General features: G+C 41.4%; 21 protein-coding genes. 12 read left to right on the top strand and 9 right to left on the bottom strand.

Annotated features, from left to right (window positions below):
* Positions 1–37 precede the first annotated feature (37 nt).
* Positions 38–979, top strand: a complete 942-nt coding sequence (locus EWU21_RS08975; protein WP_130896626.1) for a ribose-phosphate pyrophosphokinase — start codon at positions 38–40, stop codon at positions 977–979.
* Between the two features lie 61 nt (positions 980–1,040).
* Positions 1,041–1,607: a 50S ribosomal protein L25/general stress protein Ctc gene (locus EWU21_RS08970; RefSeq protein WP_130896625.1), complete on the top strand. Its 567-nt coding sequence runs from the start codon at positions 1,041–1,043 to the stop codon at positions 1,605–1,607.
* Between the two features lie 82 nt (positions 1,608–1,689).
* Here the strand turns inward: EWU21_RS08970 and EWU21_RS08965 are convergent, their stop codons facing one another.
* Positions 1,690–3,876: a sodium-translocating pyrophosphatase gene (locus EWU21_RS08965; RefSeq protein WP_130896624.1), complete on the bottom strand. Its 2,187-nt coding sequence runs from the start codon at positions 3,874–3,876 to the stop codon at positions 1,690–1,692.
* Between the two features lie 66 nt (positions 3,877–3,942).
* Positions 3,943–6,465, bottom strand: a complete 2,523-nt coding sequence (locus tag EWU21_RS08960; RefSeq protein ID WP_130896623.1) for a DUF5686 and carboxypeptidase regulatory-like domain-containing protein — start codon at positions 6,463–6,465, stop codon at positions 3,943–3,945.
* Positions 6,466–6,554: 89 nt separating this feature from the next.
* On the opposite strand from EWU21_RS08960, the gene EWU21_RS08955 reads away from it, so the two are divergent.
* Positions 6,555–7,757 (top strand): aspartate aminotransferase family protein, encoded by a 1,203-nt coding sequence (locus tag EWU21_RS08955; protein ID WP_130896953.1) that lies wholly within the window; start codon positions 6,555–6,557, stop codon positions 7,755–7,757.
* On the opposite strand, the gene trxA is transcribed toward EWU21_RS08955, so the two are convergent.
* The 3 genes from trxA to EWU21_RS08940 all read right to left on the bottom strand — a co-directional run bounded on the left by trxA (position 7,758) and on the right by EWU21_RS08940 (position 12,410).
* Positions 7,758–8,081, bottom strand: coding sequence for a thioredoxin (trxA, locus tag EWU21_RS08950; protein ID WP_130896622.1), 324 nt, complete (start codon positions 8,079–8,081; stop codon positions 7,758–7,760).
* A 72-nt stretch (positions 8,082–8,153) separates the two neighbouring features.
* Positions 8,154–11,720, bottom strand: a complete 3,567-nt coding sequence (gene dnaE, locus EWU21_RS08945) for a DNA polymerase III subunit alpha (RefSeq protein ID WP_130896621.1) — start codon at positions 11,718–11,720, stop codon at positions 8,154–8,156.
* A 6-nt stretch (positions 11,721–11,726) separates the two neighbouring features.
* A complete protein-coding gene (locus EWU21_RS08940; protein ID WP_130896620.1) occupies positions 11,727–12,410 on the bottom strand; it encodes a DUF2461 domain-containing protein in 684 nt (227 codons plus the stop codon).
* A gap of 119 nt (positions 12,411–12,529) precedes the next feature.
* Here EWU21_RS08940 and trpS point away from each other — a divergent pair, with 119 nt between their 5' ends.
* Positions 12,530–13,501 (top strand): tryptophan--tRNA ligase, encoded by a 972-nt coding sequence (gene trpS / locus EWU21_RS08935; protein ID WP_130896619.1) that lies wholly within the window; start codon positions 12,530–12,532, stop codon positions 13,499–13,501.
* A gap of 3 nt (positions 13,502–13,504) precedes the next feature.
* Positions 13,505–14,050: a phosphatase PAP2 family protein gene (locus EWU21_RS08930; RefSeq protein WP_130896618.1), complete on the top strand. Its 546-nt coding sequence runs from the start codon at positions 13,505–13,507 to the stop codon at positions 14,048–14,050.
* Here the strand turns inward: EWU21_RS08930 and EWU21_RS08925 are convergent.
* Positions 14,023–15,018 (bottom strand): acyl-CoA reductase, encoded by a 996-nt coding sequence (locus EWU21_RS08925; protein WP_130896617.1) that lies wholly within the window; start codon positions 15,016–15,018, stop codon positions 14,023–14,025. The two genes, EWU21_RS08930 and EWU21_RS08925, sit on opposite strands and share 28 nt — an antisense overlap.
* A gap of 112 nt (positions 15,019–15,130) precedes the next feature.
* Here EWU21_RS08925 and EWU21_RS08920 point away from each other — a divergent pair, with 112 nt between their 5' ends.
* From EWU21_RS08920 to EWU21_RS08910, 3 genes are all read left to right on the top strand, one after another.
* A complete protein-coding gene (locus EWU21_RS08920) occupies positions 15,131–15,478 on the top strand; it encodes a 4Fe-4S dicluster domain-containing protein (protein ID WP_130896616.1) in 348 nt (115 codons plus the stop codon).
* Positions 15,479–15,976: 498 nt separating this feature from the next.
* On the top strand, positions 15,977–17,119 hold the full coding sequence (locus EWU21_RS08915) for a porin (protein ID WP_130896615.1): 1,143 nt from the start codon (positions 15,977–15,979) through the stop codon (positions 17,117–17,119).
* 27 nt (positions 17,120–17,146) lie between these two features.
* Positions 17,147–18,493, top strand: coding sequence for an ammonium transporter (locus EWU21_RS08910; protein WP_130896614.1), 1,347 nt, complete (start codon positions 17,147–17,149; stop codon positions 18,491–18,493).
* Between the two features lie 202 nt (positions 18,494–18,695).
* Here EWU21_RS08910 and mtaB read toward each other — a convergent pair whose 3' ends face one another.
* Both mtaB and EWU21_RS08900 read right to left on the bottom strand, forming a co-directional pair.
* Positions 18,696–20,006: a tRNA (N(6)-L-threonylcarbamoyladenosine(37)-C(2))-methylthiotransferase MtaB gene (gene mtaB / locus EWU21_RS08905; protein WP_130896613.1), complete on the bottom strand. Its 1,311-nt coding sequence runs from the start codon at positions 20,004–20,006 to the stop codon at positions 18,696–18,698.
* A gap of 88 nt (positions 20,007–20,094) precedes the next feature.
* The gene (locus EWU21_RS08900) at positions 20,095–21,108 is read right to left on the bottom strand and encodes a glutamine synthetase beta-grasp domain-containing protein (RefSeq protein ID WP_130896612.1); all 1,014 of its coding nucleotides are present in this window, start codon (positions 21,106–21,108) and stop codon (positions 20,095–20,097) included.
* 238 nt (positions 21,109–21,346) lie between these two features.
* Here EWU21_RS08900 and EWU21_RS08895 point away from each other — a divergent pair, with 238 nt between their 5' ends.
* The 4 genes from EWU21_RS08895 (at position 21,347) to EWU21_RS08880 (ending at position 25,690) form a co-directional block, all read left to right on the top strand.
* A complete protein-coding gene (locus EWU21_RS08895) occupies positions 21,347–23,554 on the top strand; it encodes a glutamine synthetase III family protein (RefSeq protein WP_130896611.1) in 2,208 nt (735 codons plus the stop codon).
* A gap of 6 nt (positions 23,555–23,560) precedes the next feature.
* Positions 23,561–24,136, top strand: a complete 576-nt coding sequence (locus EWU21_RS08890) for a hypothetical protein (protein ID WP_130896610.1) — start codon at positions 23,561–23,563, stop codon at positions 24,134–24,136.
* Between the two features lie 3 nt (positions 24,137–24,139).
* A complete protein-coding gene (locus tag EWU21_RS08885) occupies positions 24,140–24,844 on the top strand; it encodes an RsmE family RNA methyltransferase (protein WP_130896609.1) in 705 nt (234 codons plus the stop codon).
* A gap of 84 nt (positions 24,845–24,928) precedes the next feature.
* Positions 24,929–25,690 (top strand): acyl-CoA desaturase, encoded by a 762-nt coding sequence (locus EWU21_RS08880; protein ID WP_130896608.1) that lies wholly within the window; start codon positions 24,929–24,931, stop codon positions 25,688–25,690.
* A gap of 46 nt (positions 25,691–25,736) precedes the next feature.
* Here the strand turns inward: EWU21_RS08880 and EWU21_RS08875 are convergent, their stop codons facing one another.
* Complete coding sequence (locus tag EWU21_RS08875; protein WP_130896607.1) at positions 25,737–26,993, bottom strand: dihydrolipoamide acetyltransferase family protein; 1,257 nt, start codon at positions 26,991–26,993, stop codon at positions 25,737–25,739.
* Between the last annotated feature and the right edge of the window lie 2 nt (positions 26,994–26,995).

The following is a 26,995-nucleotide window of genomic DNA, read 5'->3' as shown; positions in this document are numbered from 1 at the left end:
TTGCCCCTTATTATTTAAAATAAGCCCTAACAAACCCATGGCAGCGATTAACGCAGTTAAAATATTTTCTGGTTCTGCATCTAATTATTTAGCAAAGGATATTGCGAAGTATTATGGAAAAGATTTGGGCGCAGTAACAAACCTTCGCTTCTCAGATGGTGAAATGTCACCTAGTTTTGATGAATCAGTGCGTGGTTGTGATGTGTTTATCATTCAGTCTACTTTCCCTTCTGCGGACAATTTAATGGAGTTGTTATTAATGATTGATGCTGCTAGACGCGCGTCTGCTCACTATGTAACAGCTGTAATTCCGTATTTTGGGTATTCACGTCAAGATCGGAAGGATCGTCCACGGGTAGGCATTGGAGCTAAATTAGTGGGTAATTTATTGACAGCAGCTGGAGCTGATCGTCTAATGACGATTGACTTACACGCTGGTCAAATCCAAGGTTTCATGGACTTCCCAGTGGATCACTTGGAAGGAAATGCCATCTTCGTTCCTTATTTGAAATCATTAAATTTAGAGAACATTCTTTTCGCATCACCCGATGTGGGAGGCGTTGTTCGCACACGTAACATGGCCAAATTCTTCAATGCGGAGATGGTTATTTGCGATAAGCACCGTAAACGCGCTAATGAAATTGCTTCCATGCAATTAATTGGAGACGTGAAAGGCGCAGATGTAATCCTAGTCGATGACTTAATTGATACTGGTGGTACCTTATGCAAAGCCGCACAATTAATTATGGATAAAGGAGCAAATTCAGTAAGGGCGGTTGTTACCCACCCCGTTTTATCAGGTAAGGCGTATGAAAACATTTCTAATTCTGTTTTGACAGAGTTATTGGTGACAGATACCATTCCTCAGAAACAAACGTGTGACAAAATTAAGGTACTTTCAGTAGCTGAGCTTTTTGCGAAGGCGATTGGTCGTATCCGTGATCACGAATCTATCAGTTCATTATTTATTAAATATTAATTTCAACCGTTTCTAGGGGATAGCCAATGTGCGAAAGACTAGAAGCATTAACAAAAACAAGATGAAAAAATTAGAGATTGTAGGGTTTAAAAGAGCGAATCTCGGTACGAAGAGCGCAAATGATTTACGTAACGAAGCAATGGCACCCTGTGTATTATACGGTGGTTCTGAGCAAGTTCACTTTGCTGTTCCAATGATCCTTTTCCGTGAATTATTATATTCAGCGGATGTATACGAAGTTGAATTAAACATTGAGGGTACGAAATACCGTGCGATCTTACAAGATGCACAGTTCCACCCTGTAAACGAGATGATCTACCACGTAGACTTCTTGGAAATCCAAAAAGGTAAAGCGATCAAGATTGCTGTGCCTATTAAAGTAACTGGAAATTCTCCAGGTGTTATCAAAGGGGGTAAAATGGTGCAAAAATTACGTAAGGTAACTTTACGTGGTCAAGCAGAAAACATTCCTGATTTCGTAACAGTTGATATTTCTGGTTTAGACTTAGGTCAAACAGTCAAAGTAAACAAACTACAAGTGGAAGGATGTGAGATCTTAAATCCAATGTCTAACCCAGTAGCAACAATCGATATCCCAAGAGCATTAAGAGGTAAAATCAACGCTTAATTTCAAACGGATTCACAGATTGATAGATAAAGAAAAAGCCCCGCAAATGCGGGGCTTTTTTAATGCCTATAGATATAGGAAACTATTTCTTCGCCACCATCGCTTTCACGATAGGAGCTTTCTCCATCTTCGTTGCAGAAGCGTGATCGTTATCTCCCACGTGAATGTAAGGAGCAATCACTAATGAAACGATGGACATCAATTTAATCAAGATGTTCATAGATGGACCTGACGTATCCTTGAATGGATCACCTACAGTATCACCCGTTACAGCCGCTTTGTGTGGCTCTGAACCTTTCTTATACGTTTGACCATCGATTAAGACACCTTTCTCAAATGATTTTTTAGCGTTATCCCAAGCACCACCTGCATTTGATTGGAAAATACCCATCAATACACCTGAAACAGTTACACCTGCTAATAGACCACCTAAAACTTCTGGTCCCATCGTAAATCCTACTAACACGGGAACGATTAAGGCAATCGCACCTGGAAGGATCATTTGGCGAATAGAAGCTTCTGTAGAAATAGCTACACACTTCTCGTATTCTGGTTTTGCTTTGTATTCCATGATACCTGGAATCTCACGGAATTGACGACGAACTTCGTTCACCATTTCCATAGCTGCTTTACCTACTGCTGAGATACACAAAGCAGAGAAGATGAATGGAATCATTCCACCTACAAATAAACCAGCTAAAACATCTGCTTTATAAATATCGATGTGGCTGATACCTGCGATACCTACGAAAGCTGCGAACAAGGCTAAAGAAGTTAAGGCTGCAGAAGCAATAGCAAAACCTTTACCCGTTGCTGCTGTTGTATTTCCTACCGCATCTAAGTTATCTGTACGATCACGTACTTCGCTAGGCAATTGAGACATCTCTGCAATACCACCCGCGTTATCCGCGATAGGACCGAAAGCATCGATTGCTAGTTGCATCGCTGTTGTAGCCATCATACCTGCAGCAGCGATAGATACACCGTAAATTCCGGCAAAGTGATAAGAACCGATGATACCTGCTGCCAATACTAAAATAGGCAAAACCGTTGATTCCATACCTACCGCTAAACCACCAATGATGTTAGTCGCATGACCTGTACCTGATTTTTGAACGATTGAATCGACTGGACGCTTGCCCATAGCCGTATAGTATTCCGTAATGATGGACATTAAAGTACCTACCACTAAACCAACGATAATCGCATAAAACACATCCATGGAAGTGAATGTGGTACCACGAAGTGTTAAATATTCTGGTAAGATGTTCTTCACTAAGAAGTACGATGTTACAAAAGTAATCGCGATAGAAGTGTAGTTACCTACGTTCAATGCATTTTGAACGGATGAAGTTTCACTAGAGATACGAACAAAGAAAGTCGAAACTAACGAAGCTAGTAAACCTACACCTGCAATTAACATCGGTAATAAGACTGGAGAGAAACCTCCGTAATTATCTGTTACCGAAATTTCTTGACCTAATACCATCGTCGCTAAGATAGTCGCTACATAAGAACCAAATAAATCGGCTCCCATACCTGCTACGTCACCTACGTTATCACCTACGTTATCAGCGATAGTGGCAGGGTTACGCACATCATCCTCAGGAATACCTGCTTCTACTTTACCTACTAAGTCAGCCCCTACGTCAGCTGCTTTCGTATAAATACCACCACCTACACGCGCAAATAAAGCGATAGACTCAGCTCCTAAAGAGAAACCAGCTAATACTTCAATCGCCGTTTTCATCTCTACTGAAGTCAATGCTTGACCTTGTGCGAAGATTTGATAGAAAGCAATAAATAAACCGCCTAGACCTAAGATAGCTAAACCTGCTACACCCATTCCCATCACGGATCCGCCTGTAAAAGAAACATTCAAGGCTTTTGCTAAAGAAGTTCTAGCTGCTTCAGCCGTACGAACGTTCGCCTTTGTAGCTACGATCATACCGATATAACCTGCGGTAGCAGAGAAAACTGCTCCAATTAAAAAAGCAACGGCAATTAGAGGGGAGGAGTGAATCGGATTATCCGGTGTTCCCTCTTGTGAACCTAACCAAGCTAATAAAATAGCGGTGGGGATCGCGAAATAGGTTAAAATTTTCCATTCTGCTTTTAAGAAGGCAATCGCACCATCTGCGATATAACCAGCCAACTCTTGCATTTTTTCATTACCGGCATCCTGTTTAGATACCCAATTAAACTTCCACGCTGTGTACAGCAATCCTACTAAACCAAAAGCAGGAACTAAGTAAACAATTTGATTCATAAAGGTTGATTTAGATTATTCCAAAAAAATTTAGCACAATTTAGGTAAATGTGTGCAAATAAACAATTAGAAAGGCAATCGGATCAACACTTTCCATTTTTCAGGCACAACCGTTCCTATCGGATACACTAAATCCAAACCCAAAATTTTCCCTATTCCAGTCAAGCCATAACTAAGCTCTTGGTACTGAATCGTTTGAGAATTCAACGATGTCTGAAGATAGGAATAACCTACTTTTTCCTTTAGGCCATAAAGCGATAAAAAAGGGTTTTGAGTGAGGATAAATTTCCTAGGTTCCCAAGTTATGAATGCTTTTAGATGATCTCCAGGATTCGAAAGGGCATAGTAGGGTAAGGCTAAAAAACTCGATTCACCTGAAGACACTAGCACCTCATTTCCTTTAAAATGTTGGTAATCGATTAAAATAGATGGCTTATGAAGGAAATGAGCAGCTGAAATACGGTAATTAATCGATCCCCAATTCGCTAAAGGAATTCGTTGAGAAACTTGAAATGAGACTTTACTATAGGCATCATCTCCCTGTGCTTGCTCAAAGGTGCTCGTTATAGTAGGCCCCGATTCGTTCGATAACCACCTGGATCCATTGTATCTTCTCCATGTCGCGAAAGGCTGATATCTGATTAAAATGGAGCCATACACTTGTTTACTCGTTGCAAAAGGGAGTCCATTTGACTCAAATTGACGCTCTTTATGAAACAATCCATTTTCCTCCTGATTCACCAGACTTGTACGAGATCGCAACTCCAAAACCGTATTCAAATTCCACTTAGCATTCAATTGTAGTGCATAAGAGGCCTTAATGAAATCTTTTTGGTATAACTTGATATAATTCTGTGACAAGAATAAGGCATAGAAAAGATTAACAGCGGAAGAAATGGGCTCTGTTGAATTAACTTGTTCAATGGTAGAACCACCGGCTAATTGCATTCTTTGGCGATTCTCATCCCAATTTCGCTCCACATAGGCCATCCCGTTCCAAGCTTTTCGAGAGAAAGCATAGCGAACATCGAATCCTGTCCCCCAATAATCCGCCAAGCGATAGGTATGTCGGTAATGCAAACCTCTGCCTACTGAATATCCATCTACAGCCGTATAACCCGGCTGAAAACCACTGAGCGTTAATCTAGCCCCTAAGCCTTTTTGACCGTAATTATATACACGACCTCCCCAAATATCCCCATAATGAAATCTTGGCAATGCATTCACCGAGTCCTTTAAGCGTTTCTTTTCGTCTTGTACAGATAAGCTATCAGCCTCTTTATAGCCTTTCGCTTCAGCCTCTGTCAATGGAACTTGACGTTCCGCCTCCCAGTATTCCTCCTTTTTAATAGAGGCGGATGAATCAACAGTAATGGTATAATCTGAACTAAACTCTTCCTTTTTCTCTTCCTTATCCATTTCTTTCAGCACCTTCTTTAACTTTTTACGCGTCAATTCTTTTCCCAAAGCCAGTTTAGGGGAGGATATTTTCTCTTTATTGATCTCTTTGGCCCAATCCTTATGTAAGCGTTCCTCGATGATGGTAGGCTTAACCACAAATGCCGGATTCACTTTAATCGAATATTCTTTCACCTGTGTGATGTAGCGAAATGTGGCTCCAAAGCCCATCGCATCAAAATTGACATTCACGTCATAATTAACCGGCATCCAAACACCTTGAAACAGTGCATTCTGCTGCTGAAACGTGTAATAACCCTGGGAATTACGGAAAGCTAAACTGAAAGAATAAATACTCCAAGTATCTTCTACTATGGAGAGAGTACCCTCAAACAAATCATCTGAGGTTGATTTAGGCTTGACTTGAATCTTGGAGACCGTTTGACCATTCAACTGAAAACTACCTAAATAAGCGAATTTATAAAAGGAGAAAGCGGATGGGGAAATAGGGGATACCAGAGAGCCCCAAACCTTAGGTTGATAAAAATTCGTTTGCGTGATTCGTAAATTAGGTGCCCCGGAGTTTTTCAACACAGCGGGAAGGTTGTTCCGATTCGACAAAACTTTCTCATCAATCTTATTGGGTCGAGTATAAGTAATCTGATTAATTCCTTCTAATACATAGGTGGAGCCCACTTTTATACCTGCTTCCTTTTCCATCTTCTTACCTACAAGGGCATTCATGACCTTAGAAATAGAAGTAATTTTACCTGCTCCTTTGACATAGCCTTTGGCCGTGTATCGATCAATCTCTTTTAAGTGAAAAGGAGCCATAGAGATCATTCGACGCATCATGCCAATGGCAGGATCCTCTTTTAAACCTCCTACATTGACATCTTGAAGTGTGATGGCTTCTTCTAAAAGTACCACATCGAGTGAAACATCTCCCGCACTCGAAACTTGATGCACTTTGGGTGTATGTCCTAAAAAGCGAAAAACTACCTCGTGCTCTCCCTTAGGCAATTGAATGGCGTATTTACCCTCCTCATTCGCTAAAGTCCCCTTATTCAAGTCACTCACCCAAATCGTTGAAAATGGCATCAATTCGCCCTTATTCGAACGAATAGTTCCGCTAAGTGTCTGTGCCTGAAGGCCTATGCAAGTAGTAAGAAGGAGTAAAAATAATTTCATAAGGCAAAAGTAAACGAATGGCGCTAATTCAATTGAATATTTTGACGAACGGCGAGCACTTAACAAGAATTAACGTAATTTTGTGGGCTATGGGATTCACGCATCGACAGCTCTTCCAGAAATTTATGGCGCCCACCTCGGACGCACCTTTGGCATTAGAAATAACCAAAGCGGAAGGCGTGTATATGTACGATGCTAAGGGAAAATCTTACCTGGATTTGATCTCTGGAATTGCTGTTTCGAATGTAGGACACCGAAATCCTGCCGTCGTAAAAGCCATAAAAGATCAAGTAGACGCCTATATGCACTTGATGGTCTACGGAGAATACATACAAAGCCCCCAAGTGCAACTCGCGGAAGCGTTAGTTAAATCTACCGGTACTGAACATTTAAATCAAGTCTATTTCACGAATTCAGGGACGGAGGCTGTCGAAGGAGCCATGAAGTTAGCTAAACGCTATACTGGCCGAACTGAATTTATTTCTTGTTTTAATGCTTACCATGGTGCAAGTCAAGGAGCTTTGTCCATCGCGGGTGATGAAAACTTCAAAAATGCCTTTCGTCCCTTATTGCCCGGTATCAGCCATATTCACCATGGTTGCATTGCTAATCTCACTAAAATAACCGAGAAAACAGCTGCGGTAGTGATTGAGATCGTAGCAGGGGAGGCTGGTGTTAAAACGGCACCCACAGCCTATTTTCAAGCTCTACGCAAGCGATGCGACAAAACCGGAACCTTATTGATAGTAGATGAAATCCAATCGGGTTTTGGGAGAACGGGTACATTCTGGGCTTTCCAGCCCATGAATATCGTTCCAGATATACTTCTCACGGCTAAAGGAATGGGCGGAGGAATGCCGATAGGGGCCTTTTTAGCCAATGAGGAAGTGATGAAAACCTTGAGTTTCGAACCCGTATTAGGCCATATCACCACTTTTGGAGGACATCCCGTTTCGTGCGCGGCATCCTTAGCTACCCTCCGCTATATCATGGATGAACAGTTAATGGCTCAAATACCTGCTAAAAGCAATCAATTCAAAAGCCTTTTACAACATCCGATTATTCACGAAGTGCGGGGAATTGGATTTATGCTAGCGGTGGAGATGCAGGACTTTAAGACCGTGAAAGCCGTGATAGACGAATGTATTCTGAATGGCCTAATAACCGATTGGTTCTTATTTTGTGATAATTCACTACGCATTGCGCCGCCTTTGACCATTACAGAAGAGGAAATAAAAATAGCCTGCAACATCTTGTTACAGGCTATGAATAAAGTGTATTCGCTTAAATAATTAAGCGTGCTTTAATAAAGTTTCAGCTAAAACCGACTTAGGGATATTTCCTCCTACTAAACGTTCTACCATTTCACCCTTTTTGAATACCATCAAAGTAGGGATAGAGCGAATACCTAAAGAAGCAGGTACTGCTGAATTTTGATCTACATTCATTTTCGCTACAATCGCTTGACCTTCTACATCTCCCGCTAATTCTTCCACGATTGGTCCGATCATTTTACATGGGCCACACCACTCTGCCCAAAAATCTACTAAAACTGGTGTATCAGTGCCGATTAACTCTTGAAAATTAGCATCTGTTGCCTCTACGTATTTTCCCATTGTTTGATATATTTTATAAAATTCAAAATTAAAACAAAACCGGCAGAACAATTAGTTCCCGGATTAAAATTTTTACGAAATTAACTTAAAGCCCACATTTTCAAGCTCTTTAAGCTCAGAAATCAAGCCTTTACCAATGCTAACCTGCATTTTACGCGATAAAAAGTCCATTCCTATTTTCTCCTGCTCGTCGTACACCTCTAAAGTTAACTTCTTGTCCCCTTTATTACGTTCCAAGGTTTCTTGCAATAAATCTAATAAAGCAGGTGTCAATCGGTTTAAGTCTAAACGCAATTTAATCTCTTTTGTTCGATCCGATAAAATTTCTGACAATAATTCGATGGATTGAATCTTGAAGACCATTTGATCCATGTGGCGATTCTTTAATTGATACGATCCATTAATGAATAACAATCGATCCTGTGCTATAAATCGTTCAAACTGGATGTAATCTTTCGAGAATAAGGCAAACTCGTAGTTACCTGCATAATCTTCAATAGTGAAAATCATAAACTGATTTCCGTTCGCAGAGGTTCTAACGTTTACTTTGGTAACGATTCCGGCAAAAGTCTGTGCTACATTCGGACGTAATTCTAATTGACCCGTATTCGAATTACAGAAATTAGCGATCTCTGTTTTGTATTCGTCCAAAGGATGACCAGAAATATAAACGCCCACCACTTCCTTCTCATTCTTCAATTGCTCCATCACAGACCAAGGTTCAGCAGTAGGGATCTTAGGCTGAGCGATGTCATTACCCGTTCCAGCTCCTAATTCACCAAAAAGGGAAGCAGTAGCTTCTGCCTTCAATTCTGCCATACGGGACGAATAGCGAACAATTTTCTCAATAAAATTCGTATTATCCTGTGAATCGATAGCAAAATAATGAGATCGAGCCACTTCAGTAAAACAATCAAATGCCCCAGCAAGTGCAAGCGATTCTAAACTCTTCTTGTTTACCTGACGTACATTGATTCGAGAAACGAAGTCAAAAATATCCTTGTATTCGCCATTTTTCTGACGTTCTTCCACAATTGCATCAACCGCCGCATCACCCACACCTTTGATCGCACCTAGTCCGAAACGGATTTGGCCTTTCTTATTCACCGCAAACGAGCGAGAGGATTCATTTACATCCGGAACTAATAAAGATAAGCCCATCCGCTTGCACTCATCCATGAAGAAAGTGATCTTCTCAATGTTACCTAAAGAGTTCGAAAGTACCGCCGCCATAAACTCGGGTGGGTAGTTTGCTTTCAGGTAACCTGTTTGGTAAGCCACTAAACCATAGCAAGTTGAGTGGGATTTGTTAAAGGCATATTGAGCAAATGCTTCCCAGTCCGTCCAAATCTTATCCAACTTGTCCACCGGATGATTATTCGCCGCGCCGCCTTCCATGAACTTACCCTTCATCTTATCGATGGTGGCTTTGTCCTTTTTACCCATGGCCTTACGAAGTACATCAGCGTCACCCTTCGTGAAATTCGCCAGCTTTTGGGATAGAAGCATTACTTGCTCTTGGTAGACCGTAATTCCGTACGTATCGCTCAAATACTCCTCCATTTCTGGTAAATCGTATTCAATCTTCTCGCGACCGTGTTTACGGGCAATGTAATTCGGAATGTAGACCATCGGACCGGGACGGAACAAGGCGTTCATCGCAATTAAATCAGAGAATTGATCGGGCTTCAGATCACGTAAGTGTTTCTGCATCCCAGGGGATTCAAATTGGAAGGTACCGTTCGTTTCGGCTCTTTGGTATAATTCGTAGGTTGTTTTATCGTCCAAAGGTAGGTCATCCAAGATGATCGTCTCATTGTGGTTCTGCTTGATCAAGCGAACGGCCTCTTTCAAGATGGAGAGAGTTTTTAATCCCAAAAAGTCCATCTTAATTACCCCCGCATTCTCAATCACAGAACCGTCGTATTGCGTAATCAATAGACTCACGTCTTTCGAAGTAGCCACCGGCAAAATATCGGTTAAATCAGAAGGTGCAATGATGATACCCGCCGCGTGAATACCTGTTCCACGAACAGAACCCTCTAAAATCAGCGCATTTTCGATTACGGTAGCTGGCAAACCACCAGCTTCCTTAATGCGACGCAATTCCTTTACCTGTTCTAATTCTTCCGGATTAAGTCCTTCCTTGTCTGCTAAACTCTTATCTCCGGTCAAAGCCGCATTGAAAATACGGTCTAGCGTAATTTTCGGTTTCTCTGGAACCAGTTTCGCTAAGGCATTGGATTCCTGCAAGGGGAGGTCTAAAACGCGAGAAACATCCTTAATGGACATTTTCGCGGCCATCGTACCATAAGTTGCAATGTGCGCTACTTGGTTTTTACCGTATTTATCTACGACGTAGTCGATCACTTTTTGGCGGCCCTCATCATCAAAGTCCGTATCAATATCGGGTAAGGACTTCCGATCTGGATTCAAGAAACGCTCAAAAAGGAGATTGTACTTAATGGGGTCAATGTTTGTAATTCCCAAACAATAAGCCACCACTGAACCCGCCGCTGATCCACGACCTGGCCCCACATAAACGCCTAAATCACGTCCAGCACTAATAAAATCGGCTACAATTAAGAAGTAACCGGCAAAACCCATCGTTCTGATGGTATGTAACTCAAAGCGCAAACGCTCTTCTACGACCTGATCAATATCGATGTAACGCTTTTTAGCGCCTTCCATCGTGATGTGCTCCAAATAATCATCCTGACTTAAGAAAGTAGACGGGATTTGGAAATTAGGCAACATCACGTCTTTCGTGAGTTTCAGTGTCTCCACTTTGCCCACAATCTCATTCGTATTATCAATCGCCTCAGGAACGTGCGACCAAAGTTTGGTCATTTCCTCCGTCGTCTTAAAGTAAAATTGATCATTATAGAAAGCAAAACGCTTTCCTTTCATATCAAAATCCCCCTCAATATCCTTGTAAGTAGGAGTGGCCTGCTTTTCGCCGGTATTAATACACAAGAGAATATCGTGTGCGTTGGCATCTTTTTGGTCCAAATAATGACTATCATTCGACGCAATCACCTTCACATTATACTTCTTCGCAAAACGCAACAAGACTTCATTCACCGTCTGCTGCTCTGGAATAAAGTGATTTTGTACTTCGATGTAATAATCTTCGCCAAACAAATCCAACCACCACTTAAATTCCTTCTCCGCCGCTTCCTCGCCATCGCGCAAAATCGCTTGTGGCACAGAGGCCCCTAAACAACAAGTCGTGGCGATTAGGCCTTTGTGGTATTTTAAAACGAGCTCCTTATCAATCCGAGGATATTTGGAATACATCCCCTCCATGAAGCCTAAAGAACATAATTTGACCAAATTCTGGTAGCCTTCTGGATTCTTCGCTAAGAACAATTGGTGATAGCGCTTATCCTTTAACTCTTTCGTAAAAACCTGCTTGTGGCGATCATTCACTAAATAAAACTCACAGCCCACAATCGGTTTCACCCCTTGCTTTCCGGCTTCAGCCACAAACTGAAATACCCCAAACATATTCCCGTGATCCGTAATCGCGACAGCGGGCATATTATCTGCTTTCGCCTTTTTGAACATAGACGAAATCTTAGACGCACCATCTAAGAGGGAAAACTGGGAATGGTTGTGCAAATGCGAAAATTGCATAGGGGTTTATTCTTTTATAAAAGGTTCTTTTTCAAAAAATACGGCATTTAAGAAGTCCAAAAAGGGCTTTAATACCTTGGCATCCGCAATCAATTGTTTAGTAAAACCCGGAGAGCAAAGCTCTTTATCCGTGTATTTTTTCCAAAAAAACAATTGTTTCTTCTTTAACAATTCAGCGTCTAGATGATCAGCATCAAATCCCTTAGGTATTCGTACCAAACTTTCACCCACTTCCTCACCAAAAACAGAAACAAACGTAGGATCCTGAATGATTTTACGCAATCCAGCCGCATTATAATCGACTTCTTGACGAAATGCCGCTAATTGTTCCGACGTAGGGGAATACATACCTCCACCTAAAAAGGACGCACCATTAGGTTCAATATGTACATAATAGTCCATCAAGCCAGACTTTCGACCACCTTCTGAAAAACTGGCCGAAAACCACGTTTTATAAGGAGCCTTGTTTTTCGAGAAGCGGACATCCCGGTAAATTCGGTAGCAGCAATGCTTCAGCAAAACGCCATCCATATTCTCAAAATCCGCAAACTCTGAAATCAACTCTGTCGTCCAGGCGTCAAATCCTTTTTTCTCTTGCTCATATACGGCTTTGTTTTCCGCAAACCATTCGCGCGTGTTGTTCACACGGAGCTCACGCAAAAAGGCCAACAGGCTAGGAGAGAGGGACATCAAATAGGGGGTGAATTTGTAAAAACGAATTTAGCGAATTTAGCTCGAATGCCCAAGCACAAATCGCTTGGAGTTATGGTCTATTTTATTGATTTTTGCATAAATTATTTAGACAAGCTATGCGGATCTTAACGGGCATTCAGGCCTCAGGAAAGCCCCATTTGGGTAATATTTTAGGTGCCATTATTCCAGCGGTTGAACTTTCAAAGCAACCCGGCAATGATTCTTTTTTATTTATTGCAGACTTACACACCTTAACTTCCTTGAAGGACGGGGAAAGTATTCGAAGCAACACCTTGTCGATTGCGGCAGCTTGGCTGGCTTTTGGCTTTGATACGGAGAAAAATTACTTCTACCGCCAGTCTAAATTGGCTGCTTACCACACCGAATTAATGTGGTATTTGAATTGCTTTACGCCCTTTCCCATGCTGGCGAATGCACACAGTTTCAAGGATAAATCAGATAAGTTATCGGATGTGAACGCCGGATTATTTACCTATCCCGTCTTACAAGCGGCAGATATTGTTTTGTATGATGCGCAAATTATACCTGTAGGTAAGGACCAAAGACAGCACATCGAAATGACCCGCGACATCGCGAATTCCGTAAATAAGCGTTATAACAAAGCTATTTTCGTCTTACCAGAAGCACGCATCAACGAAGAGGTGATGACCATTCCGGGCCTAGACGGAGCTAAGATGAGCAAGTCATTGAACAATTACATTGATATCTTCTTGCCTGAAAAGGATTTATTGAAGCAGATCAAAAAGATTGTCACAGACACCACTCCATTAGAAGAACCTAAAAATCCAGATAACGATATTACGTTCAAACTCTATCAATTAATGGCTTCCCCAGCCCAGGTAGCAGAAATGCGCGCGAATTACGAAGCGGGCGGTTATGGATACGGACATGCGAAACAAGCCTTACACGAATTGATGCTAGGTTATTTCAAAGAGGCGAGAGAGAAATTCGACTATTTCATCGCACATCCGGAGATTATTGAAGAGAAATTAGCCATCGGCGAAAAGAAAGTTCAACCTATCGCCGAAGCCACCATCGCTCGCATTCGCGCTGAATTTAAATTCTAAACTATGTTTCCATCCTGGGATACCCATTTATTTCAGCTGATTAACGAGGCTCACCAGCCTTGGTTAGACGGACCGATGGAAATCATTTCAGGTAAATTGACGTGGATTCCTTTGTATGGGCTACTTATTTACGTAGTGTACAAGCAGTATAAATCAGCCTTCTGGAAAGCCCTGCTATTTTTAGTTTCTACCGTGATTTTTGCCGATCAATTCAGCTCCAGTCTATTGAAACCCCTTTTTAAACGCCTTAGACCCTGTCACGTCGAGTCCTTTCAATCGTGGATTCATTTGCCGGCAGGCTGTGGTGGACAATTTGGTTTTTGTTCTTCGCATGCTGCCAATTCCTTTGCGATTGCCGTTGGTTTTTATTTGTTGACGAAAAATAAGTTGGCTGGCACAGCCCTGATTCTATGGGCATCGATTATCTCCTATAGTAGAATCTATTTAGGCGCTCATTATCCGCTCGATGTAATCGTAGGAGCTTTAGTGGGCGGAATAGGGGCGTGGGGGCTATTTAAAGCCTATGAAAGGTTAATCAAGAAATCATAAGTATCGATTCCATCAGCGAAATCATCGAGGGCTGGGTGTTGACTTTGGCCAAAACCGATATCTAAACCTACCTTACATTGAATCTTATCCTCGCGCTCCTGAATCCAGGCTAGCAAGGAAGCTTCATCTAAGTAACGATGCACGTATAAAACACCCACTGGTGAAACGAAATCATCATTCTCTGTCACTAAAAGATTTCCCAAATCAAAATGAGGAATCTGATTCAACAAGAATAAAGTCCGGTGGTATTGAAAGTTATTGGAGTACTTTGAATGATCTAAAACCCACGTTTCTTTCGTCAACTCATCGAATAAAGGTGTCAAATCATACGACACCGGAACGGCTATCGTCGAAACATTTCTGCAGCCTAAACCATAATAGGTAAAAATGTCCTGCGCTAAACCCTTGAAATCTTCTTGAGTCTCATTCCCCTTTAAAACGGCTAATGAACTGCGATTCTTCCGAATAATATGTGGAATCGTGGAGAAATAATGAGCAAAATAACCTCCTGAGAAATCACTTCCTGTCGCAATCACCGCATCCATTCCTTGTAACCGCTCAATAATGCTCACTGGCACCGCTGTATCAAACGACTGCATCGCCAGCACATAAAGTTGCATTAAGGCCTTGTCTTGCGAACTCAGTTTCAAGGAGGCTTGATGCCCGGAAGCTAAAACCATTAAAACGTCATGCAAACCCACAGCAGGTAAATTACCCGCCAAAACGATCCCTACATTCTTCGATTCAGCTGCTTGAACAGGATGTTTTGCATAAAATTCCTCCCAGGCTTGCACCGAAAAGAATTGCTCTTCAATCGACTGCATCGCATGGCGAACCAAGGTTTCCGAAAACCAAGGATTCTCATTTACAGATCTATCTATAAATAGTTCTATTTTTTCTCGATTCGATTCATCGGCAAAAAAAGCTTTTAAGAAAGAAATAAGCTGCAAAAAGGAAGCCTTTGGCATAATTATAGAGATTTTACCCTACAAAGGTCGAAAAATTTTCCATTAGTCCATATAAATTATATACTATTCAAATTTATGTTCGTAAATTGCACAATCAAATAAAAACTTTGGTATGGCAATTATCATAACAGACGAATGTATTAACTGTGGGGCCTGTGAACCAGAATGCCCTAATACAGCTATTTATGAAGGTGGTGTAGAATGGACTTGGGCCGGCGGTACTGCTTTAACAGCAATTGAACTAGAAGATGGTTCATCAATGGATGCTAAAACACCCGTAGAACCTGTTTCAGAAGAATTCTATTATATCGTTCCTGATAAATGCACAGAATGTACAGGTTTCCACGAGGAGCCACAATGTGCTGCGGTATGTCCAGTGGATTGCTGCGTACCGGATCCGGATCACGAAGAAGATAACGAGACTTTATTAGCTAAGAAGGCGTGGTTGCATGCGGAGTAATTAAAAGCTGCGCTTTTAATTTAGATTATAGAGCATAGAGCATAGAGCATAGAGTATAAATAAGGATGGGGCTTCGGCCCCATTTTTTATGTCCATACATTTCTGAAGACCATCGCCGCAGGCGATTCCAACTTTATTCTTTGTGCTTTGTGCTTTATTCTTTCCTTTCTGAAGACCATCGCCGCAGGCGATTCCAACTTTATTCTTTGTGCTTTGTGCTTTATTCTTTAAAAAAGACAATCGACTCCCGACTAGCGACTCTTGACTAATTTTATATTTTTCCAAGAACCAAATCTGCAAGTTCAATTTTTACCCTATTTTATTTCCATTTTTGCAAAATCTTAAATTTTAGGTTTAATTTTTAACCACTTTTCTCTATTTTTTTGCAAAAGGATGAAAAATAGGTTAAAAATTTGTTGTAAATATTTGGAAAGTACAATTTAAGGCTCCATCTTTGAATCGTAATCAAGCATTTTTTACTCTTAAACAATAACCCACATGAAAAAAACGATCCTAACAGCCCTTTTTGCCGCAACAGCATTTTGTGGATTTTCCCAAGAAAAAGAAGCGGAAGCTCCGAAGTTCACTTTTTCAGGCTACATTGATTCATACTATATGTTGAATTTCAATAGCCCCTCTAGCAGAAGTAACCTAGGTGCCTCTGGATACGAAAGAGCTTTCGACCAGAAATCAAATCAATTTTCGTTAGGACTTGTTCAGACGAAATTTGGGTATGCGACGAAATCTGCTGATGTGGTGGTGGATTTAACATTCGGACCTAATGCAGACCTTGGTCAATATGGAAATGTCATTGGACCATTGGGTGCAGGAAAAGCAAGTACAGCTTTGGCCATCAAACAAGCTTATTTTAACTGGAAAGCAAGCGACAAATTAACATTAACAGTAGGACAATTTGGTACGCACATTGGATACGAAGTAATTGACGCTCCCATTAACTACAACTATTCACTTTCTAACCTCTTCAATAATGGACCGTTCTATCATATTGGTGCTAAAGCGAATTACGCATTCTCTGACAAATTTTCTGCCATGGTTGGATTGGTCAACAATGTGGATAATTTAAATGACAACAACGCGTCTAAAGGATTTATCTACCAAGTATTCACTTCTCCAGCAGCAGGTTGGAATGTATATGTAAATGGTATCAGCTCGAACGAATCAGCTCCTTTATCTACAGGAAAAGATGATTCAGGTAGCTATAACTTGTTAGACTTAACTACATCTTATCAAATCACACCTAAATACCTTTTAGGGTTAAACGCAGCATACGGATCACAAACAGGTGATTTCCAAGGTGGCGGTAACGTAGGAGATAGCAAAACATGGGGTGGTGTTGCCCTTTACTCTAACTATGCTTTCACAGACAAATTTAGTGTAGGCGGTCGTTACGAAGTATTCGATAACACATCAGGCGCTCGTGCTTTACGCGCAGCAGACGGCTCCGGCACAGATGTAAGCTCTTTCACTTTAACAGCTACATTCACGGCGGCAGAAGGACACTTATTGATCAAACCAGAATTACGTACTGATTCATACAAAACAGCTCAATTCGTAGACGGTGATGACAAAGAGCAAAAATCACAAACGACTTTAGGAATGCACTTCATCTATAAGTTTTAATTATATCCACCCTTAACATTTAAAAACATGACGACACAAAAACCAACCTGGATTCCGTTATTAGTTTTATTAGCGGTAGCCGTCCTTGCATTGTTCACAACCTCAGTTCCTGGCGCTATGCCTACAGAGGGATTAGACACCGGCGATACTGCCTGGATGATTGTAGCCTCTGGCTTAGTATTATTAATGACACCGGGATTAGCTTATTTCTACGGTGGAATGGTTAACCACAAAAACGTGATCTCAACGATGTTACAATCGTTTATCGCAATGGGAGTTATCTCGGTGATTTGGATTGTATTCGGTTTCTCTTTAGCATTCGGTGACTCGTTAGGTGGCTGGATCGGTGACCCTAGAACTTTCTTTATGTTCAATGGCGTTTTTGATCACAAATTATCTTTAGGATCTGCTGATCAATTGAAATTCACTATCCCTTTCGCTTTATTCGCATTTTTCCAAATGAAGTTTGCCGTTATCACTCCAGCGTTAATCTCTGGTGCATTAGCTGAGCGTATTAACTTCCGTGCGTTTGTTCTATTCATGGTTCTTTTCTGTGTGATCGTTTATGCTCCATTAGCACACTGGACATGGCACCCAGATGGTTTCTTGTTTAACTTAGGCGTTTTGGATTTTGCAGGAGGAACGGTAGTACACATGTCGGCTGGTTGGGCTGCCTTAGCAGGTGCTTTATACTTACGTCGCCGTAAGTCTCACATCGAGTCTAACATCTTGCCTCCAGCTAACATCCCTTACGTGTTATTGGGAACTGGTTTATTGTGGTTCGGATGGTTTGGTTTCAATGCAGGCTCTGCAGTAGGAGCGAATGGATTAGCAGTAACCGCTTTCGCTACAACACACGTGGCAGCAGCAGCAGCTGGATTATCTTGGATCTTATTTGATGTAACTCGTGGTAAGAAAGTTTCTGCCTTAGGTTTCTGTATCGGTGCGGTCGTAGGTTTAGTCGCTATTACACCAGCATCTGGTTTCGTAACGGTACCTGTAGCGATCTTCATCGGTGTTGTTGCTGCGATCGTTTCTAACATTGCTGCACACTGGAGAGCATCTTCTAACCTAGATGATACATTAGATGTGTTCCCTTGCCACGGTTTAGGTGGTATGGTAGGTATGTTGATGACGGGTATTTTCGCAACATCTGCAGTGAACGCAGCTGTTGTAGAGCAAGGTTTATTCTACGGAGAAACTGCCTTATTCTTAAAGCACTTATTAGCCTTAGCAATCGTTTCCGCTTTTGCATTTGGCGCTTCTTATATCCTTTTAGTGATCACGGACAAAATCATTCCGTTACGCGTTAATGAAGAAGAAGAAAGATTAGGTTTGGATATCTCACAACACGACGAGTCGTTAGCTGAGTAATTCAACAACAGCAAAGCCGCAAGTAATGGTTCTTGTGGTTTTGTTTCAATCAAAAAGTCGGAGGCCTATGGTTTCCGACTTTTTTGTTTAGCGCCGATGGCGCAAAACAAAAAACAAAGTTCAAAGACCAAAGATCAGAGAAATAATCAATCATCATAACTCTAAAAACCAACTTTGAACATTTAACTTTGATCTTTGAAATTTACTCTAAAACTACCCCCAACATCTCACCCGTCTCATTCAAGTTTTTATATCGAACTTGCTGAACGGTATTGATTTGCAAAGGATCAAAAGGGACCACTACCCGAACGTAATTTTCAGAAAAACCCTCCATCGTACCCGGCGATGCAGATTCCTCGAACAAAACCTGACCTTTTAAACCGGCTTGGGATTCATAAAAAGCCCGACGCTTTTTATCCGATAAAATATGCAACATTTTCGACCGCTCCGCTTTTTGCATACCATCCACTTTAGGCTGGATATCTACCGCATAAGTATTAGGGCGCTCGGAATAAGGAAAAACATGTAGATAGGAGATATCTAACCCATTCAAGAATTCATAGGTCTCTGAAAATAATTCAGGAGTTTCACCTGGATGACCCACGATCACATCGACTCCGATACACGCATTAGGCATCACTTCTTTAATAGACGTTACGCGGTCCACGTATAATTCTCGCTGATAGCGGCGTTTCATCAAACGCAAAACAGCGTTCGACCCAGATTGCAAGGGTATATGGAAATGAGGAACAAACTTAGTAGAGGAACCTAGAAAGGCAATCATCTCCGAAGTCAGTAAATTAGGCTCGATGGATGAAATACGAAATCGCTGAATGGATGACTTTTCTTCAATCGCTTGAACGAGCTGAAAGAATGTTTCTACTCGCTTACCATTTTGAATGCCAAAATCCCCGATATTCACTCCGGTCAGGACAATTTCCTTGACACCTTTGGCAGAAATCTCCTCAATTAAACCCAATACTTTCTCCACCGTATCCGAACGGGACTGGCCACGAGCCAAAGGAATCGTGCAATATGAACAAGGATAATCGCAACCATCCTGCACCTTCAAGAAAGTACGGGTGCGATCATTCACAGAATAGGACGCATGGTAATCGAGATCATAACGAATCTCAGACGCTATTAGCTTCGGTAAATCCGCAGATTCACGATGTAAATAGGGGGGAAGAAGCGCAGGCAATTGAAACTTTTCATTCGCACCTAATACTAAATCAACGCCTGGAATAGCCGAAATTTCTTCTGGTTTCAATTGGGCATAACAGCCAATAATCACAACAGTCGAATTCGGATTAACTTTCTTCGCTTCTCGAACGACTTTCTTACACTTCTTATCCGCCTGTTCCGTTACGCTACAGGTATTGATGACAAACAAATCCGGTTGATCCTGAAACTCCGCGCGAACAAAACCCATCGGTTCGAGAGACCGAGCGATGGAGCTGGATTCCGCAAAATTTAATTTGCAACCAAGAGTGTAAAAAGCGACTTTTTTCATACCTGAAATCAGGATGCAAAGGTAAAACAAAAATGGCGGGAAAACCCGCCATCTTGTCTATAAAAGTATATAAATGCTTAATAAAGTATTATAATTTGGCTGTTTTAACCGTCTTGATAATACGCGCAGCCACTTTATATGGATCTGCCGCTGAGTTCGGACGACGGTCTTCTAACCAACCTTTCCATCCTTTTTCTACTGCTGCGATAGGGATACGAATTGATGCGCCACGATCAGAGATTCCATAAGAGAAATCGTGGATCGAAGCTGTCTCGTGCTTACCCGTTAAACGCATATGGTTGTCTGCACCGTACACCTCAATGTGTTCTTTCACAAATGGAGCGAATGATTGACAAATTGTATCGTAAGCAGCTTTATTTCCTGCCGTACGTAAAACGGTGTTAGAGAAGTTCGCGTGCATTCCTGAACCGTTCCAATCTAATTCACCTAAAGGCTTGCAGTGCCAGTTGATCGCAACACCATATTTCTCACCTAAACGCTCTAAAATATAACGGCCTAACCAGATTTCGTCACCTGCTTGCTTAGCACCTTTTGCGAACATTTGGAATTCCCATTGTCCAGCTGCTACCTCAGCATTGATACCTTCAATATTTAAACCTGCATCTATGCACAAGTCCATATGCTCTTCAATTATCTCACGACCGTATGCATTCTTTGCACCTACTGAACAGTAGTAAGGTCCTTGTGGCTCTGGAAACCCGTTTGCTGGGAAACCTAAAGGCTTATTTGTTTCTGGATCCCAAAGGAAATACTCTTGCTCAAAACCAAACCAGAAATCGTTATCATCATCATCAATCGTAGAACGACCATTAGACTCATGCGGAGTTCCGTCTGCGTTTAATACTTCGCACATTACTAAATAACCATCACGGCGTGCTGGATCTGGGCAAACATACACTGGCTTCAATAAACAGTCAGAAGAACCACCTTCGGCCTGCTGAGTAGAAGAACCATCGAAAGACCACATATCTAGGTCTTCTAATTTGCCGCTAAAATTGTTCTCAATTTTAGTCTTAGAACGTAAACTTTGCGTTGGCTTGTAGCCATCCAACCAAATGTACTCTAATTTTGATTTAGCCATGATTTTTAAACTTGATTTTGAAACAAAAATACTTTTTTAGGAATTCGTGTAGCAAAAATATACCACTTTTTAGAAAAAACAATAGTTTAGCCCAAAAAAACCTACAAAAACAATCGACGATTTCGCAAAAACTCAAAAAATCCAAATTAAAATCGGAAAATTCAATCCCATTTTTCAATTATTGCCATTTTTTATCCCATCACAATTCGCTATTTTTACCTAGAAATATAATCTTCATATGGCAATTACTAGATTTAAGGCTCTTGAGTTAGCTCAATCCCGCACAGGAACTCCCGTAAAGCTTCCTACAGAAAAGGTTTCGGACTATTATGGCAGCATGACCTTCAGTGATGAAGTGATGCGCTCCCTTTTATCACCAGAGGCTTATTTAAAGATAAATACCGCTATCCAAACGGGTTCTAAGATCGACCGCGATGCGGCAGACGAGGTAGCTGCGGCAATGAAATCTTGGGCTATATCGAAAGGAGCAACCCACTATACACACTGGTTTCAACCTCTAACTGGTACCACGGCAGAGAAACACGACTCCTTCTTTGACATTGATTTAAGCAATGGAAAAGCAGTGGAGAAGTTTAAAGGATCTGCGCTCGTTCAACAAGAACCGGATGCATCCTCCTTTCCTAATGGAGGTATTCGTTCTACTTTCGAAGCACGCGGATATACCGGTTGGGATCCATCTTCTCCAGCCTTTATTATGGAAAACGCGGCAGGAACAGCCACTTTATGTATTCCTTCCGTCTTCGTTTCCTACACAGGAGAGGCGTTGGACTATAAAACTCCCTTACTAAAATCGATCGAGTTAGTTGATAAAGCGGCCACTGCTGTCATTAAAGAGTTTTTTAACCGCGATGTCAGCAAGGTCATCCCGACACTAGGAGCGGAGCAAGAATATTTCGTCGTGGACGAGGCCTTATTTAATGCGCGTCCAGATTTAGTGATGGCAGGACGTACGGTTTTCGGCCATGCTCCAGCGAAAGGACAGCAATTAGAAGATCATTATTTTGGATCTATTCCAAATCGTGTGAATGCCTTCATGGTAGACTTCGAAATCGAGGCACTTAAATTAGGTATGCCAGTGAGAACGCGTCACAATGAGGTGGCTCCAGCTCAGTTTGAAGTAGCGCCCACCTTCGAGGAAGCGAACTTAGCCTGCGACCACAATGCTTTATTGATGGATTTGATGTCCAAAGTGGCCTCTAAGCACAAATTCAAGGTCCTTTTCCACGAAAAACCTTTTGCTGGTATCAATGGATCCGGTAAACACAATAACTGGGCTTTAGCGACAGATACGGGTATCAATTTATTAGCACCTTCTTCTAAACCGAAAGAAAACTTACGTTTCTTAACTTTCTTTGTTAACACACTAAAAGCGGTGCATGATCGCGCCGATTTATTGCGTGCTTCTATCGCTTCAGCCGGTAATGAGCACCGTTTAGGAGCAAATGAAGCGCCTCCGGCCATCGTTTCTGCTTTCTTGGGGAGTACGATGAGCCAAGTTTTGGACGACATGGAAAACATGGATGGTCTGGATGAAATTCAATTAGAAAAAGGGGACAATGTGTACCTTAAATTAGGTATCAACAAAATTCCATCGTTAATCCTTGATAATACAGATCGTAATAGAACGTCTCCGTTTGCCTTTACAGGTAATAAATTCGAATTCCGTGCGGTAGGATCTTCTGCTAACTCTGCAGCACCGATGACCGTATTAAATACGATTGTGGCTGACCAACTCATCAAATTCCGCAAGGAAGTGGAAGAGGTATTGGAGAAAGGAGTAAAGAAAGAATTAGCCATCATGGAGGTGTTAAAGCGCTACGTGAAAGAGTCGAAAAATATCCGTTTTGAGGGTAATGGTTATTCAGACGAATGGGTAGAAGAAGCTGCTCGTCGTGGTTTGTCTAATTTAAAGACAACGCCTGAGGCTTTAGCGGTATATGCTCGTCCTGAATCGATCGAATTATTCACGAAACATGGTATCTATTCGAAAGAAGAGATGCATGCGCGTCATGAGATCGAATTAGAAAACTATGTGAAGAAGATCCAAATCGAATCACGTGTGATAGGGGATATGGCAATCAACCATATCGTTTCGACTTCATTGAAATACCAAACGCAATTAGTAGAGAATGTGAAAGGCCAAAAAGAAATCGGCATCGATCCTCAGTACTATGCGCCTACGATCGAAATGATTAAAAAAATCTCAGAGTACACCTCATCGATCGTTCGCTTACAAAACGAAATGACTGAAGCACGTAAAGAGGCTAACAACGTAGAAGATTTAGAAGAGAGAGCCGTCTTATATAGCACGAAAGTAAAAGGCTATTTTGAAGAAATTCGCTATAGTGTCGATAAATTAGAACTAATTATCGACGATGATGAGTGGCCATTACCAAAATACCGTGAACTATTGTTAATCAAATAATCCTAAATGTCAACTAACACCAACCCAGGCTTTGACCCAGCAGAAATTGCAGCCTTAAAAAAGCAATGTGAAGCAGAGAAACGTTCATTTGTCTACATTTTAGATGAGGATTTGCCTTCTGGAAACGAACGAGAAATGGTTCACATCCAATTTGTGGGTCAATACGAGAAGCAAGAAGTCATTTATGATGCCATAGTATGCACCCTGCAACTACATTACTCCAGCTTATTATATGAAGCAGCTGAAAGAGAAATCATTCAGCAATATCCCTTGTATGTTCCTTTAGAGAACCGTGATGAAAATTACGAGCCTAATGAGGAATTAGACGAGGAGGTAGAAATGTTAATCCTAGAGGTGATTGAAGACCTAGAGGAAAACGAAGAAATAAAGGTAGCAGAATACATCGAAATCGATCCAGAATTCGAATATGGCGTTAGCATAGAAGCAGCCCTATATGTGCCGGCCTTAGATGATGAGATGTTATCCCAATTTGTTCAGGACTTTAATGGCAACACCTTAAGTTTAGATCCATCTCTTTATACCTTTAACTCAGATGATGAGGACGAGGAGGACGAAGAATAATCAATGAGTATAGCCGTATTTTACGCTCCTAATGCTAAGGATTCCTCTTATTTATCTGAAGAGGAATCCTTTCATGCTATACGGGTATTGCGTTTAAGAGTAGGAGAGACGATCCATCTGTTAGATGGTCGTGGCTCTAAATTTAGTACGTCCATTTCTTCGATTGAAGGTAAAAAAGTCGCTTTCGGCCCTTTAGAAGTGGTCGAATCAGAACCGTCACCTTCTTATAAAATTCATCTTTATGTCGCACCCACCAAGCAAATGGAGCGAATGGAATGGATGGTGGAGAAATGCGGGGAATTTGGTATACATGGGATTCACTTCTTTGCCTCCAAGAATTCGGAAAGGAAAGAGATCAAACTCCAGCGTTTGGAGAAAACTGCCATCTCTGCTTTGAAGCAATCCAAGAACTTGTATTTGCCTGAAATTACGGGCTTACATACGTTTAAGGAAATTGCTGATAAGGAGGGAGGAGAAAAATTATTTGCCTTTATTTCGAACCCGCCGGTTTCTGTGTTAATGAAAACAGCCGCAAAAAATAAAGAATACCACGTAATCGTAGGACCAGAGGGAGACTTTACCCCAGAGGAATCTGATACATTGTCCAAAAATAATTGGAAACCTTTTAGTCTTGGAAAGTCCATTTTACGTACGGAGACGGCTGGAATCGCGGTTTGCCTTGGCCTACATATTTTGAATGCTGACTAAAATCAGTTATTTAACGTAGATGGAGCTTAAAAAAGAAACATTTGCTTCGTAACTTTGTTAGAACATTAAATTTATCTCTCTATTATGCAATTAGTACTGCCGGCTTTCTTCATACATTGGTATGTTTCTTTGTTTAGCCAAACTTTTTTCCTTCACCGTTACTCCGCTCACAAGATGTTTTTGATGAGCAAGTTTTGGGAAAAATTCTTCTATTTCTTGACTTACTTATCGCAAGGTTCATCCTTTTTAAGCCCTCGTGCTTACGCGATTTTACACAGAATGCACCATGCATTTTCTGACACAAAAAAAGATCCACACTCTCCGATGTTCTCAAGCAACGTATTTACGATGATGTGGAAGACCAAAAACATCTATAATGCGGTCTTGAATAGAGAGCAAAAGGTGGAAGAACGTTTTGAACATGATTACCCCGTATCTAAAACGATTGAGAAAATTGGTGATTCTTGGATTTCCCGTTTAGGATGGGGAGTGGCTTATGCCTCTTTATACATCGTAGGATACGTATATTTCGATATGCACTGGGCCTTTTTCTTCTTATTACCGGTTCATTTTTTGATGGGACCTGTACACGGAGCTATCGTCAACTGGTCAGGACATAAATATGGCTACCAAAACTATGACAACCACGATCACTCGAAGAACTCGTTAATCTTTGACGTAGTGATGATGGGCGAGTTGTTCCAAAACAACCACCACAAACTACCAAACCGTGTTAACTTCGCTACGAAATGGTTTGAGTTTGATCCGACTTATCCTATGATTAAACTCTTAACGCTTCTAAAGATCATTCGTCCGAATGTGAAACCGGCAGATGCTAAATTCTAAGACCTTTTAGTCATAAAGGAAAAGAGCCTCAAATGAGGCTCTTTTTTTATATTTCCGTATCTAAACTAAACTTCTCTAAGTAATCCGAGACCCGCTTCACGAATCCTCCACCCAGCGAACCATCCACCACTCGGTGGTCATAGGAATGGGATATAAACATCTTCTGACGAATGGCTATTATATCTTCTCCATTGTCATTCGTAATAACTGCTGGTTTCTTTTCAATCACTCCGAAGGCTAAAATACCTACTTGTGGCTGCACTATAATAGGCGTTCCCATTAAATTGCCAAATCCACCAATATTAGAAATCGTGAATGTTCCACCTTCTAAATCAGCAGGCTTCAATTTATTGGCTCTTGCTCGAGCAGATAAATCATTCACCTTTTGCGTCAATTCAGCTAAGGTCATTTTATCCACTTCGTGAATAACGGGCACAATTAAATTACCATTAGGCAAGGCAACTGCCATACCGATGTTAATTTGAGCGTGTTGAACAATGTAATTACCTTCCACCGAGATAAGCATACCCGGAAAATCCTTCAAGGCATCCGCGGTGGCTTTAAATAGGAGCGGAGTGAAGGTTAAGGCTTCCTTGTATTTGTCTTGAAAGTCTTGCTTTACTTTAGCACGCCAATTGACCAGATTAGTTACATCTGACTCTAAGAATGACGTAACGTGAGGTGCAATCCGTTTCGAATCCAGCATACGCTCAGAAATCATCTTCCGCATGCGATCCATTTCAATCACTTCGTCACCTGGAAGACGCATTCCAGCTCCTTGACTTAAGGTTCCGGATGAAATCATCCGCTTCGAGTTTCGAACCGCAATATAATTCAGCACATCTTTCTTGGTGATGCGACCGTCTAGCCCAGAACCGGGGAGTTGGTTTAATTCTCTTTGGGATACATTCTCCGACTGACAAATCTGCTTAATCAAAGGCGAAATCCACGGATTAGTGGACTTTTCGGAGCTTAATTCAGTGGGAGCCAAGCTTAAATCAATTAATGAACTAATCGACTCGTCCATAGAAAAAGTGTCAGCCGTTGATGTGGAGCCACTTTCTACCGCATCAATCACGCAAATTGCCTTACCTATGGTCGCGACAGAACCCACGGGAACTAAAATTTTCTGTAAATAACCCGCCACAGGAGAGGGGACTTCCGTATCAATCTTGTCCGTCGCCACTTCTAAAATAAATTCATCGGCTTCCACATAATCGCCCGGCTGTTTTAACCAATTTAAAACAGTCGCTTCCATGATACTCTCGCCCATTTTGGGCATAATCACCTCTGTAATGGCCATAG

The organism is Aquirufa antheringensis (assembly GCF_004307425.1).
Lineage (GTDB): Bacteria > Bacteroidota > Bacteroidia > Cytophagales > Spirosomataceae > Aquirufa > Aquirufa antheringensis.
This window is presented reverse-complemented; position numbering and strand designations above follow the sequence as displayed.